Below are 14,612 nucleotides of genomic sequence, written 5' to 3' on the forward strand. Positions count from 1 at the left end.
TCTTCCAAATGCAGGTCATCAAGGAACTGGACCTGCGTGAAAATCAAACCCAACCAGTTCCTAAAACCTGATGCACTGGCCAACTCAAAATGTGTCCACCATGTCCCCGCACACCTGTCCACCATCTCTCCAGTCTTTACAGGGAGAAGGCCGGGATGAGGGGAAAGGGACTGGTTTAACTTGAGACGCGTTAGATTCTTTCAACACCTACAAAACTTTTCATCTCAAGTCTTCCGCCACCCTGCCGATAACCCTCGTGTCGCAAGACACTGGCGGCCGACGGCCTGAAACAGCCGGCGGGGAAAATGGTGGCAGCCTCTGTAAAAGAGCCACCCGCAGCATGGACGCTGCGATCAAATAAAGTCCCCGTATTCCGGGGCAACTCACGGATAGAGTTATGGTCATCAATACAAACATCTCGGCCCAGAATGGCGCACGCCTGCTGGGGGAATCATCGGCTATGTTGAGCAAGTCGCTTGCTCGTTTGTCCTCCGGATCGAAAATCGTTTCGCCGGAAGATGACGCTGCAGGTCTCGCGGTCGCGACGCGTTTTGATGCGCAGATCAGCCGCACAGGTGCTGCCAAAAACAACGTTGGCAACGCGACCTCGTTCAACCAGACGCAGGACGGTTTCCTGGGCAAGGTGGCAAAGGCGCTCGATCGTATGAGCGAGCTCACCATTCTGGCGCAAGATGTGACAAAGACCGACGCGGACCGGGCCCTGTACAACCAGGAGTTCAGCACGCTGGGTTCTTATGTTAACAACGTAGCCACAAAAGACTTTAACGGCGTCAGCCTCTTTGGCGGTGCAAGCCTGAGCGTTACGACGGACGGAGACGGCGGAAGCTTCTCCATGACTGGGGTGAATCTGGGTGCCAGTGCCTATACCACGGCCACCAGTTCCACCATCACCTCCACGACCAACGCGGCGACGGCTCTGACCAATGTCAAAGCGGCCATCGTGCAACTGACCACGGACCGTTCCAATGTGGGCGCTAACATCGCCCGCTTGAACTCCACGGCGGAACAGTTGGGCGTGTTGAAGGACAACCTTGCCGCGGCGAACAGCCGTATCAAGGATGTGGATGTGGCCGAAGAAAGCACGCAGCTCGCCCGCTACAACATATTGGTGCAGTCGGGCACCGCGATGCTCTCCCAGGCGAACTCCACGCCGCAGTCAGTGCTGCGTCTGTTAGGCTAAGCCAAGAGCGTGTCCTGACCCGGACCGATCACAAAACCCTCTGGAGCAATCCAGAGGGTTTTCTTTTGTGCAGTGTAGTGGGACAGTCGCCATCGCCTGTCCAGTCTCGTAATTGTCGTCGTCCTCGCACCCTCAATCCGTAGCCACGGACATTAGTCCGCGCTAACTATAATTCCAGTGTTACCTATGTCCTGACTGTGCCCTGCGCCCTCCCCCTCTGAAAACTGAACACTGAAAACTTGAAACTCCTCATGGCACATTCTTCCTCCCGCCCCCTCTCCACCCGGAACTTTTTGCCGCCACACCTCCTCTTTCATCCCTAAACCCCTGCAATTAGGCATCTTTAGCCGGTTGGCATCGTCGTTGCTAAGCAACCGCCGCAATCCCATGACGGGATTTGCCGCCTATACGACCATGAGCCAAAAGATAGATGCCGCCAGCCAGACAGGATTGTCCACCCGCGCCCTTCATGTTCCCACCTGGTTGTCCGGGACGGATCTATCCGCCCTCAAGCACGCCGAAGATATCCTGCAACGCATCCGTGGCCGCATCGCCATCGTCGGCAACGCCACCCCCAAGCGCGCCTACGGCAAGCTCATCGACAGTTACGATTGCATCATCCGCTTCAACAACTTCCGCCTCGAAGGTTTCGCCGATCTCGTGGGCACCCGCACCGATCTTCGCTGCACCACGGGCTGGCATGACATCGAGCACCGCGAGGGCCTGATCGAGTTCAGCCCCTTCACCGCCGATTCCCGCGAAGCCAGCAACCTCGCCACTTTCAGCGCGGCCAATCACCGCCCTGTCCTCGCCGCTCGCACGGACATTCACCCCTTGGTGACTGAAACGCCCAATCCCTCCTGCGGCCTCGCACTCGTCCAACTGTTGAATTCCCTTGGCATAGAAGCCGACCTCTTCGGCTTCGATGGTTTCCAGACCAGCCACTACTGGAATGCTGGGCAAAAGGTCGAGACCTCGCACACGTTGCGCGAGATGGACATCGTCCTCAGCCGTCCGAACATAATTCTGATCGGCGACACTTACCCCTATGCCGAGCTTTACCAGTTCTGCCATGCCGAACACACGGACTACGATGAAAACGTCGGTGCCGAACTCTTTCGCCGCCTGAACAAGAAGGTCACCGGTAAGAAGATTCTGGAATTCGGTGCAGGTAATGGCGGCCTCAGCGCGCAATTGGAGAAATGGGGCAATGAAGTCACCGCCTTTGAAGTCGCTACCAATGCTTTCGACAAGATCCAGTGCTCGCACAAGGTGAACGACTCCGCACTGGGCTTGCCTTACGTCACCGAGAAGCACGATCTCTTCGTCTCCGCTGATGTGCTCGAGCATCTCACCGAGAATGACATCCGCCTCGTGCTGCGCGAAGCCGCCCGCACGTGCAGTGAAATCTTCCTCGCAGTCTCCACACGCCCGAGCGGTTTGCTCGGACCCAAGGGCGAGAATCTGCATCTCACGGTGCGCCCGAATGAATGGTGGGTGCAACAGGTCGGCCGCTGGTTCGAGGTGAAAGCCTATCCCGGCTACGGCCAAGGCCAGCTCGTGCTCGAAGGCGCTCTGCATCGCCGCTCCGCTCTCGCCTACAATCTGTCATCTATTCCCAACGCGAGCGAAACCGTGAAATCCCTCGCCTTGCCGGAAACCTATAAATCCCGCCCAGTCCCTGAATATTTCGAAGACTCGGTCACGCAAGACACCGGCATCATCTGGCAGCCCGAGGTCTATCCTTACGCCGCCTGGCTGGCGAAAGAACTGGGCTGCCACCGCATCATCGATGTCGGCTGCGGGCGCGCGGGCAAACTCGTGAAGATGTCTGCGGAGTTCGCCATCACCGGCCTCGACTTCGGCAGCAACCTGGAATTCTGCCGCACGAATTATCCGCAAGGCCAATGGCGCGAGATCGATTTCGACCAAGCCTCCGATTGGGGTCTGCCCCTCGCCGACTTGAACGACGCTGTGATGATTTGCGCCGATGTCATCGAACATTTGCGCGATCCGCGCCCCTTGCTCGCGAACTTCCGCCGCTGCCTCGCACACTCGCCCGCGTTGATCATCTCCACCCCGGAACGCGAGCTCACTCGCGGTGTCCGCCATGCGGGTCCGCCAGATAATCCCGCGCACACGCGTGAGTGGTCGCTGGAAGAACTCGTGAAGTTGCTGCAAGCCGAAGGCTTCAGCGTGGACTACGCCGGTCTCACACCGAGCAATGACCGCGAACCCGAACATAAAACCATCCTCTGCGTCATCAGCTTGGCCGAAAACAATACGGCTGCACGCTGGTCCACGAAGCATAGTGAAAACGCCTTCGCACCCTTCGCCTATCGAATCGCTCTGCGCGAGCGTAACGGTGACACGTTCGCTGCGAACCCAGTTTTGCCTGCACCAGCTACTCCCGGCGAACTGCTCGCCCAGGGCCGTATCGCTCTGCAGAAGCAAGACCTCGTCACGGCAAAAACCTCTCTCGAACAAGCCGTTCAATTCGGTATTAACGACAAAGACATCTGGACCGCACTCGCCGAATTGCGTCAACGCGCCGGTGAACGCCAGCCTGCGATTGAAGCTTGGCACGAAGCACTTTCCCTCGGCTGCAACGCCAAGGAAGCCTTCTCCGCTCTCGGCTATCTCCACACCGAGCTGGGTCATTTCGATGCCGCCATCACAGCCTATCTTAGCGCCTTGGACGAAGAGCTGACGAATGTGCCGCTGCGCATTCGCCTCGGCTTCGTGCTGCTGCAAGCCGGTCGTCCTATGGATGCCCTGAATGTCTTCCAACAACTGCTCACCGAAGAGCACGAAGAAGTCGAAGTCTTCTGGGGCATGGCCAAGTGCTGTGCCGCTCTTGCTGATTTCGCCACCGCCAAGACCGCGTGTGAATGCGTGCTCGCCGTGCAACCTGATCACACCGAAGCGGAACGTCTCTGGAATCGCCTGAGTGGAAATAGTTCGCAAGCCAAGCAACGCGAATCCGGTTGGTCCTTCTGCCTCATCACGAATGGTAAGCGCCCGCAAAAACTTCAAGCCGAGATCGATTCCATCCGCGCCCTGAACATTCCTGCGTATGAGATTCTCATCGCCGGTGAAGCTCCGGAAAATCTCGATGCCGGGGCGAAATTCATCCCTGCCGTCGATGCCGCTCGTAATGGCCGTCTCGGTGAGATGCGCAATCGCCTCACTGAACAAGCCCGCTTCGATCACCTCGTTGTCGCCGATGATGATCTTCTTTTTCACGGTGATTTCTACACCGGTTTGCAGCAATACGGTGATGCTTGGGATGTCCTCTGCGTGCGTTTTCTGAATCCCGATGGCACGCGCTTCTGGGATTGGGCCACACACGGCGGCATCCGCGGTCACAAGCTGCTCGCCTACACCGAGACGGATGAACACGTCTATGTCACCGGCGGTCTGTGCGTGCTGAAAGCCTCCATCGCCGATCGTGTGCAGTGGGATGACGGCCGTGGTTTCTACCAAGGTGAAGATGTTGATTTCTCTGCCCGTTTGAAAGCCGCTGGCATCACGCCGAAGTTCAATGAACTCAGCACCGTGACACATGACGACGACCGCTACACACAGCGTGAAAACGTCGTGGTGCGCGATTCACTCGAAGTAAAACGCTCCGTGCGCTGGTATGGCCCCATCTTCAACCCGAGCGGTTACGCGAGCGAAGTCATTAACTTCGTCGTGCCGCTCAAGGGCAAGCTCGATCTCGGCATCCATCACCAGAACAACCTCTACTCCGAGAAATTCGTCCAAGGTCTTGCTGCCGATGAGCGCGAAACGCTCTTCGCTCAACGCGACCGCTTCGCTGGCATCAAAGGTGGTATCGCCATTTCGCACAATCCGGCCAATGGTTTCCTGCGTCTGCCGGATGCCGACTACCAGATCGGCCGCACGATGTTCGAGACAGACCGCATTCCCAAAGGCTGGACCCAAGCATGCAACCGCATGGACGAGATCTGGGTGCCGAGCCAGTTCAACGTGGAGACCTTCGCGGCTTGCGGCGTGGAGCGCGACAAACTTGTGATCATGCCCGGTTCGGCGGATGAACATTTCTTCGACCCGAAGAAGCATCAGCCCTTGGCGCTAAAGAATCGTGCTGCCTACAATTTCCTCTCCATCTTCGAGTGGTCCTCGCGCAAAGGCTGGGATGTTCTGCTCGCCACCTATCTGCGCGAATTTTCGGCGGAAGATGATGTGTGCTTCCACCTCCGCACTTATCTCTTCAGCAAGCCGGATGAAGATCCGCGCACGGCGATCGAACGCCGCATCCGCGAATTCGCCGCCACGCTGAACCTTGGCAACAAGCCGTTGCCTCGTATCGAGATCATTGCCGATCAAGTGCCGAGCGCGCAGTTGCCTGCATTCTATCTCGCTGCCGATTGCCTGCTCGCGCCGAGTCGCGGTGAAGGCTGGGGCCGCCCGCAGCATGAAGCCATGCTCATGGAGCGTCCGGTCATCGCAACGAACTGGAGCGCGAACACCGAGTTCATGGCGGATGAGTTCAGCTACCTCATCGACTACGAGATGGTCGAGGCGAAATTGCTGGAGCCGGAGCTGTGGCACTATCGCGGTCATCGCTGGGCAAACCCGAACGAGACGCATCTGCGCAAGCTGTTGCGTCACGTGCAGCAGAATCCCGAAGAAGGTCGCACCAAAGGTCGTCTTGCTCGTCAGCACATGGTCAAGCACTACGGTCGTGAAGTGGTGGCGAACAAAGTCCTGCGCCGCTTGAACGCGATCGAAAGCAAACTCTCCGCACCTTACCTGCCTGCTGTCACCGCACGGACATTGGCGGAAGCCAAAGAAACTAAGTTCCCACAACGCGAACCCGTGGTTTCCTGGGAAGGCACGTATCTCGATTACGGCAGCCTCTCGCACGTGAACCGCGAATTCACTGCCAAGCTGGTCGAGCAAAAGAGCCTGCGTCTGCATCGCGTTTCGCGCCAAGCGAAGCCGACGGTCATTGCTCCCGAGTTCCAACGTCTCGCCAAGCAGATCGCACCGCAAGCGCCGCGCAATGTGGAGATCACCTTGCGCCATGCGTGGCCGCCGGATTTCTCTGCACCGGCTTCTGGCGCGCTAGTCGTCATGCAACCGTGGGAGTTTGGCGCTTTGCCTGCCGAATGGACGAAGGCCATGGAACGTGTGGATGAAGTGTGGGTGAACTCTCAATACGTCCGCCGCGTGTATCTCGATTCGGGTGTCGAACCCTCAAAGGTCAAATACCTGCCGCTAGGCATCAATCCGGATCGCTTTCGCCCGGATGTGAAACCGCTGCCGTTGAACACACAGAAGAAGTTCAAGTTCCTCTTCGTCGGCGGCACGATCCATCGCAAAGGCCCGGATCTACTATTACAAGCCTACCTCAGCAAATTCACCGCTGCCGATGACGTTTGCCTCGTGATCAAAGATTTCGGCGGTCAATCCGTCTATGCTGGCCAGACGCTAGCGGAACAGATTCGCACCGCTCAAGCCACGCCGAACGCGCCGGAGATTTTGTATCTCGATCAAGAGATGCCCGCAGAAGATTTGCCGCGTCTCTACGTAGCGTGCGATTGCCTTGTGCATCCTTATCGCGGCGAAGGTTTCGGTCTGCCCGTGCTAGAAGCGATGGCGTGCGCCTTGCCCGTCATCGTAACGGGTGGCGGCTCCACGGATGATTTCGCTTCCGCCGAAGTTACCTACCGTATCCCGGCTGTGCGTGCCGCATTGGGTAATGAAGTTTCTGGCATGAAGCTGGTGCAGGGTGGCTGGTGGCTCGAACCCATATTCACCGATCTGCAGAAGACCATGCGTGAAGTATTCGAGAATCCGGCGGAAGCCAAGGCGCGTGGCGTGAAGGCGAGCGAGATTGCTCGGCGTGATTGGACATGGGCACAAAGCGTGAAAGCCGCTGAACTGCTCTTGCTCGATCTCGCCGGACGCCGTGAAGCGGCGCAACAGGCTGAGTTAGCCAAACGCTTCGCCAAAGCCCCCGCGATCCATCTGCCCCGGGCTGCGTTGCTCGGCGATTTGCGCGGAGCGCGTGAAGCGATGGACAAGCGCGTGTTGCCTCTCGCTTGGGAACGCACGGTCAAGGCGTTGAATGAACGTCCCTTCCATCCTGAAGCGTGGTTGCTGCTTGCTGATGTCGCGCAAGCCATGGGTGACATCACCATGGCCATTCATTGCGCGCATGAAGCAAAGAAACTCACGCCTCGCTGGAAAGAAGTGCAGCGCAAGCTAGGTTCTCTGGATGAACGCAAGCAGGCCGGTTACTTCACCTGGCCCGCCTTGCCGGTGAAACCCACTGAACCGCGTGTCTCGGTCTGCCTCATCACCAGGAACGAAGAGCGCTTTTTGAAGCAATGCCTCGAATCGGTGAAAGACCTCGCCTGGCAGATCGTGGTGATGGATACCGGCTCGACGGACAAGACAGTGGAGATCGCCAAGTCATTCGGTGCCGAGGTTTATCATACCACGTGGCAAAACGATTTCAGCGCCGCACGTAATGCCGCCATGGAATATGTGCGCGGTGATTGGGTGCTATCGCTAGATGCAGATGAGGAATTATTGCCCGAAGCCAAAGCGACATTGCGCAAGGAGATTCAGAGCGGTGATGCCATCGCGTATCGTCTGCCCATCATCGACATCGGTCGCGAAGACGAAGGCTGCAGCTACATCCCGCGCCTGTTCCGCAATGCGCACGGCCTCTTCTACGTGAGCCGCGTGCATGAGCAGATCTTCAGCAGCGTGGAAGTGCGCCGCCGCCAGTGGTCCATGGAGAACAAGCTCAGCACAGCTGCTATTCGCCACCATGGCTATCAGGAGCAGATCGTGCGCAATCGTGAGAAGAGCGCGCGCAACCTCAAACTGCTTGAACTCGCCCTCGAAGAATGGCCGAACGAGCCGAATCTGCTCATGAGCATGGGCCTTGAACTGGCACGCATCGGCCAGATTGAAGACGGCCTGAGCTTTTACCTCGAAGCATTCCAAGTCCTGAGCCATAAGCCCGCTGATGAAGTGGCGCCGGAATTGCGCGAGACGTTGCTTTCGCAATTCACCACGCAACTCATGGCCACGCGCCAGTTCGGTGAGATCGTGCAGGTTCTCAATTCGCCGCTGGCCTTGAGCCAGACCGGATTGGTGGCATCGCACCATTTCACCATGGGGCTCGCATTCATGGAGCTGAAGCAACCGGCGCAGGCCATCGAGCAATTCCGCAAATGCCTCGCCAAACGCGAGCAACGTTCGCTCGCACCAGTAAATAAAGAGATCCACAAGGCGGGCCCGCATCACTGCCTCGCCAACTGCCTCGCACAACTCGGCAAGAAGGATGAAGCACGCGCGTCTTATGAACAGGCACGCAAGCTCGCCCCTGAATCTGTCGCCGTATTGTTTGACTACGCTAAGTTTGAGCAGAGCTTGGGACATCCGGTGGAAGCGTTGCAGTTATTGCATGCTTTGATTTCGCTGGAGCCGCGACAAGAAGCCTTCTGGGGCTTGGGCGGTCAGATCGCCTTGAGCCGCGCAGACTTCTATGAGTTTGCTGCCGACTGGTCCGCAGAGGCGGTGAAGCATCATCCGAATTCACTACTACTTGCCCGTCAACACGCGGAGGCACTCACGCTCAACCGTAACCTCACTGAGGCGCTCACGTGGTGGAAGCAATCCCAAGGAGCCGCGCAACCCGCTGGCCGCGCTGCCATCGTGATCTGTGAACTTGCCGGGGGCATGCCGCTCACGCCTTTGGAGACGCGTCATCAGGAGCTTGTGAGTCGGGAATTCATCCAATGGTATCGCCGCCTGGTGGAAGCTCAGGCGCTCGACACCGTCGAGAAGATCAACCGCCGTTTGGAGCATTTGGAGACGGTTTTGCCGTCAGCCGCACAGGCACTCACTGCCGTTCTACAAGTGGCTGAAGTGACTTCTGCGTGATGTAAGTTGCTACTTCGCATCATTCTCCACCATCCAGAAACCCCTCTTTGGTCCGCCAAAGAGGGGTGTTTGTTGTACCTAAAGGAAATCCACAGGCATCCGATACCTTCAGTGTCGAAAGACAGGTCTCCGGCGACCACCAACAGCCGGGCAGGATAAAACGGTGATGCCTGGAACAAGTTCACCGCACGGCATGGAAGCCGTGTAAACCCAAAAATCCCCGCAAGGGGTGACTCATGGAAGGAGTCTAGTTATGGTCATTAATACCAACACATCGGCCCAAAACGGCGCACGCCTTTTGGGGGAATCCTCGGCAATGTTGTCCAAGTCGCTCGCGCGCTTGTCCTCCGGCTCAAAGATCGTTTCGCCGGAAGATGATGCCGCAGGCTTGGCGGTCTCTACGCGTTTCGACGCGCAGATCAACCGCATCTCCGCCGCGAACAGCAACGTCGGCAACGCCATCTCGTTCAATCAGACCCAGGACGGTTTCCTGCAAAAGGTGACCAAGGCCCTGGACCGTATGAGCGAGCTGTCTGTGCTGGCGCAGGACGTCACGAAGACGGACGCTGACCGGACCCTCTACAACTCCGAGTTCGCGACCCTCGGCGCTTACGTGAACAACGTGGCCACCAAGGACTTCAACGGCGTGAGCCTCTTCAGCGGCACGTCCCAGGCGGTGACGACCGACAGCGATGGCGGTACGTTCAGCATGAGCGGTGTGAACCTCGGCGCGACCACCTACACGACGGCCACGTCATCGACGGTCACCTCCACCACGAACGCAGCCACCGCGCTGACGAACGTGAAGGCGGCGATCACACAGCTCGCCTCTGACCGCGCCACGATCGGCGCTAACATCACCCGCCTGAACTCCACGAGCGAACAGCTGGGTGTGCTGAAAGACAACATGTCCGCTGCCAACAGCCGCATCAAAGATGTGGATGTGGCGGAGGAAAGCACGAAGTTCGCACGCTACAACATCCTGGTCCAGGCAGGCACGGCGATGTTGGCGCAGGCCAACTCCACGCCTCAGTCTGCCCTCCGTCTCTTGGGTTAATCCCCGAGGTCACGGCTCTCAGATTGAGCGGCTGTCCCGGACGGTGTTCGCGCACCGTCCGGGCTCAGCGGCAGGGAGGCGGATAAATTTTCTTCAAGTTTCTCCGCCTCCCAGCCGATAAGGGCGATAACCGATATCAGCGGCCGGCCATGCCGACCGCCCGGCTTTTATGGACCTAAGTTTGTCAGGATTGGCATCTGGCTTTGACTGGAAATCCCTTGTGGACCAGTTGACGGATGTGGAACGTACTCCGCAAAAGCGCCTGTTCAGCGAACAGTCGCTCATAAACCAGCGGAACAACGCCTATTCCAGCATCAAGACCCAGCTCGGTGTGCTCACCAATCGCATCAACGCGCTGAAAGACCCTGCGCTGTTCGATTCGCGCTCGGCTTCGAGCACGGATGCGACCATTGCCAGCGCTTCAGTCACCTCCGGCGCTCCCGCTGGACAATACGCTTTCGCCGTCACTCAATTGGCTTCCTCCGCTCGTCAGTTGGGCACCACTGATGCTGGGGCCTCTCTCAGCGCGACAAATGACGTCTCCGGTGTCGTTCTGGGTTCTGCCGGTTTCAGCACGGCGATCACTGCGGGAAATATCACGGTGAATGGCAAGCAGGTCGCCATCACTACTACAGATACCTTGCAAGATGTGTTCAACCGCATCGGCACAGCGACTGGTGGCGTCGTAACCGGCAGTTACGATTCGGCCACAGACAAGATCAGCCTCACCAGCAGCAACGGCAATGTCGTCCTCGGCAGTGCTACGGATACGAGCAATTTCCTGGCCGTCACCCGGTTGAATAACAATGGCGCGAACACGGTGAGCAGCTCTGCCAAGCTGGGTGGATTGAAACTCACAGGTGCGTTGTCCTCGGCGAATTTCGGCACCGCCCTCAGCGATGGCGGCAGTGGCGCAGGACAATTCAAGATCAACGGTGTGGCCATCTCCTTCAACGCCACGTCAGACAGCCTCACGAATGTCCTTGATCGTATCAACTCTTCCACCTCCGGGGTGAATGCGAGTTACGATGCTGTGAATGATCGCCTCGTGCTCACCAACAAAGTCACCGGCGACATCGGCGTGGCGATGGAAGACGTGACGGGCAATTTCCTCGCCGCGAGTGGATTAAGCGGCGGCACTTTGGAACGCGGTAAAAATCTGACCTACAAAGTGGATGATGGCCCGGAACTCACGAGCCAGACCAATACCATCACGCAGACCAGTTCTGGCATCACCGGTCTTTCTCTTTCCGTGCTGAAAGAAGGAACTGTAAAGATAGCCGTGTCCAGCGACACCTCGAAGATCAAAACCGCCATCACGGATTTCATGGCGGAATACAACCGTCTGCAAACGGTTGTGGATGGACAGACCGCCAGCACGACGGATGCGAAGGGCAAAGTGACGGCGGGCATCCTCGCGAATGATTCCACCGCTTATGATGTCGGTGCTTCTTTGCGCGCGGAAACGAACAGGATCGTCAACAGTTTGACCGGCTCGCTCAAGCGGCTCGATGACCTGGGCATCACTTCCAACGGTAAAGATAATGCGTTGGCTTTGACCACTTCCACGGCCCTGGACGAAGCGCTCGCGAACAATCTCGCCGGTGTCAAAAAACTTTTTACCGACAGCTCAGATGGCATCGCGACCCGCCTCTCCAAATGGATGGATAAGACCACTGGGGATACAGGCACGTTGACGACCAAGCAAAACAATCTGACCAAGGAAGCAGCCAATCTCGACACCCAGATGCTGGATCTGGAACGCCTCGTGCAGGCCAATAAAAATCGCCTCACCGCCAGCTTCGTGGCGATGGAAGTGGCGCAGGCCAAGATCAAGCAGCAGTCACAATATCTCTCACAGAAATTCGGCAGCTCCACAACTTCGGGCTGATGAATCCCATGCGCCACCACCTCACATTCAAGATCAAGCTGTTTCCCGCCCAAGTCACCTTGGACGGCGAAGTGGTGGCTTTGCCGGTGGAGGAGCGCAAATCACTGCGCAGCATCAAATGCGCGCTGGAAGGGATGGCGCTGCAACGCGAGCGCGTGCTGATCTCGATGGTGGTGGATGGTGTGCCGGTCAGTTTGCAAAGCACGCTCAAAGAAAAGATCGATTTCCGCTTTGTCGCGGGACGGACAGTGAGCATTGATTTTCTCGGATTGGAATTGCTTGTGGCGGCAAGACGCCAGGTGTTGGACTTGATCGACCGCTCGCGCCTCAACGCACTGCAAGTGCTTATCAATCCGCCCACGATCAGTCGCAAGCTCTGGCAGGAGATGCAACCGGACCTGCGTGAACCGTTGCTGACGCTCAGTTTCATGCCGGAGATCGGCTTGGCCTCGGTGGAAGGCCTGCCTGTGATGGCTCCTTCTCTGACTGCTCTCGCAGAAGACCTGCTCGCACTTTCGCGCCGCATGGAACTCCTGATCTGCGAGGAGCAGGATGTCTATGTGCTCTCCGAAGGATTTGAACTGATCGTCTGCTGGCTGGAAAACCTCCAAGAGGCGATCATGCGCGCCCGGAATTCGTTATATGCTGTGTCATTTGACTAGATTCCTGAAGGTGTTCATCGCACTGTTGCCCGGTGTGTGCGCTCTCTTCGTGGGAACTGCGAAGGGCGCAGAGGTGCGGAACTATTTCCAGGCAGAAGGCACAAACGCCCATCCCAAGCGCGTCGTCCTGCTGCCGCTGACTTTTGCTGCCGGTTATCCGGATGAAGGCTGGGCACGAACCAAACTGGAACCGCTTGTGCGAGAAAAGTGGCAACGGATGGAACGGTTTGAGGTGGTCACTGTTTCTGGCGATCAGCTTAAGCGCTGGACCGGCAAGCCGGAGTGGTTGAGCGAGGAGAGATTGCCGCCACGGCTGCTCGAACGTCTGGAATCAGAAACCGGTTGTGATGCGGTCATCTTCACCCATGTGCTGGGTTTTACCGCTTATCCGCCATTATCCCTCGGTTGGAAGATGCGGATGGTGACCATTGCGGAGGCCAAAACTCTTTGGGCCGTGGAATCCTGGTTTGATGGCAAACCGGAGCGCAAAATCGGCAGCCTCTTCAAAAATATCAGCCTTTTTGATGCTTTGGAAGCCTCAGGCTGGAAAGAGAGGAATTCGCCAGAGTTGTTGGCCCGCAACAGTTTAGACAAAGCTCTTCTCACCTTGCCATATCCACAGCTTATTTTGCCTAAAGTTTCTGCCAAACCTGCCGATACCCAAGCAAGAGTTGGCGCGAACCAACAGCAACCTCGCCTGCCAGCGAAGGAAAAGAAGTATGGAAATCAATCTGAACCAGCCACTGGTACCGCTACCGCGGACGTCGGGTCCGGTTCCGTCGAAAGCCCCGGCGAAGTCGCCGACTGATGAGACGGCCTTTGACCGCTCTCAATCCTTGGACCGCGCCTTGGCGCAGACCCCAGATGTCCGAGCCGATGTCATCGCCCGGGCCAAGAAGCTGGTGGCAGACCCGGCTTACCCGCCCACGGAAACAATCCGCAAGATCGCCAACCTGTTGGCTGTGAATCTAGAAAACGGCAACTGACCTGAAATCTGACGTCCTCAAAAAACCTCTTATGCGTCAAACCAATCTGCTCCGTTCCTATCGCCAGGTGGCCACCCAGACCGCTCCTCCGGGACAACTCGTCTTGATGCTTTTTGAGGGCGCCATCCGGTTTTTGGAACGGGCCATGACGGGCTTCGAGCTCGAAGACCCGATCGATTGCAACGAGACGATCAGTAACAACGTCATCCGCGCACAAGCGATCATTCACGAGTTGAATGTGTCGCTGAACATGGAAGCTGGCGGGGAATTTTCCCAGACGATGCGCCGGTTGTATAACTACCTCGACTATCGCCTGATGGAGAGCAACCTGAAGAAGGAGCCTGCGGGCATCAAAGAATCGCTTGCCCGCCTCATCACCTTGCGGGATGCGTGGGCCACCATGCTGTCCGGCCAGGGCCCGGCCCAAGCGGTCCAGGAAACGCCTGCTCCGGTGAACATGGCCGCCGCCTGACCTGATTTGCCATGAACACCGCATCTATCTGGTACGACTGGTTGAGCACGTGGCAGGACCTGACCATGGAGGAAGGTAACGCGATCACGGCCGAAGATTGGCCCCGCGTGGCCGAAGCTCAACTGCGCAAAAGCCTTTTGCAGGTGGAGATGGAAGCCTGCCTTGACAGCCAGCCCACCGGGCCTGAATGGTCCAACGAATGGCAGCGTGTGATCCGGTCGGAGCTGCACAATTCCGAGCTGTTGGAAAGCATCTACCAACGGCGCCGGGCAGAAAGCCGGGAGCTGGAAACATCGAGTCAGAATTTGAAATCAGTACGCCGCACTTATGGTGGCGGAAAGGCACTGGCCGGGTGGCAATCCTATGGCTGATGCCGGATCAAAAAGCTCTGGACGGAAACGGATAACGGGA

9 protein-coding genes are annotated in these 14,612 nt (G+C 57.6%); all 9 read left to right on the forward strand.

The genetic code is table 11. The annotated features are described in order from the left end of the window. Window positions 1–397: 397 nt before the first annotated feature. The 9 genes from VGH19_08575 (at window position 398) to VGH19_08615 (ending at window position 14,572) form a co-directional block, all read left to right on the forward strand. Window positions 398–1,201, forward strand: coding sequence for a flagellin (locus VGH19_08575; protein ID HEY1171407.1), 804 nt, complete (start codon window positions 398–400; stop codon window positions 1,199–1,201). Between the two features lie 387 nt (window positions 1,202–1,588). Further along, a complete protein-coding gene (locus VGH19_08580; protein ID HEY1171408.1) occupies window positions 1,589–9,133 on the forward strand; it encodes a glycosyltransferase family 29 protein in 7,545 nt (2,514 codons plus the stop codon). Between the two features lie 253 nt (window positions 9,134–9,386). Next, on the forward strand, window positions 9,387–10,190 hold the full coding sequence (locus tag VGH19_08585) for a flagellin (protein HEY1171409.1): 804 nt from the start codon (window positions 9,387–9,389) through the stop codon (window positions 10,188–10,190). 169 nt (window positions 10,191–10,359) lie between these two features. Continuing rightward, a complete protein-coding gene (gene fliD, locus VGH19_08590; GenBank protein HEY1171410.1) occupies window positions 10,360–12,081 on the forward strand; it encodes a flagellar filament capping protein FliD in 1,722 nt (573 codons plus the stop codon). An 8-nt stretch (window positions 12,082–12,089) separates the two neighbouring features. Beyond that, window positions 12,090–12,743: a hypothetical protein gene (locus VGH19_08595; GenBank protein ID HEY1171411.1), complete on the forward strand. Its 654-nt coding sequence runs from the start codon at window positions 12,090–12,092 to the stop codon at window positions 12,741–12,743. Continuing rightward, window positions 12,736–13,551, forward strand: coding sequence for a hypothetical protein (locus VGH19_08600; protein HEY1171412.1), 816 nt, complete (start codon window positions 12,736–12,738; stop codon window positions 13,549–13,551). Before VGH19_08595 ends, VGH19_08600 begins: the two co-directional genes overlap by 8 nt. 40 nt (window positions 13,552–13,591) lie before the next feature. Then, window positions 13,592–13,729, forward strand: a complete 138-nt coding sequence (locus tag VGH19_08605; protein ID HEY1171413.1) for a hypothetical protein — start codon at window positions 13,592–13,594, stop codon at window positions 13,727–13,729. 31 nt (window positions 13,730–13,760) lie between these two features. Continuing rightward, window positions 13,761–14,201, forward strand: a complete 441-nt coding sequence (gene fliS, locus VGH19_08610; protein HEY1171414.1) for a flagellar export chaperone FliS — start codon at window positions 13,761–13,763, stop codon at window positions 14,199–14,201. 11 nt (window positions 14,202–14,212) lie between these two features. Then, entirely contained in the window at window positions 14,213–14,572 is a 360-nt protein-coding gene (locus VGH19_08615; GenBank protein HEY1171415.1) for a hypothetical protein, read from the forward strand. Window positions 14,573–14,612: the final 40 nt, after the last annotated feature.

The sequence above is a fragment of the Verrucomicrobiia bacterium genome (genome assembly GCA_036405135.1).
Classification (GTDB): domain Bacteria; phylum Verrucomicrobiota; class Verrucomicrobiia; order Limisphaerales; family JAEYXS01; genus JAEYXS01.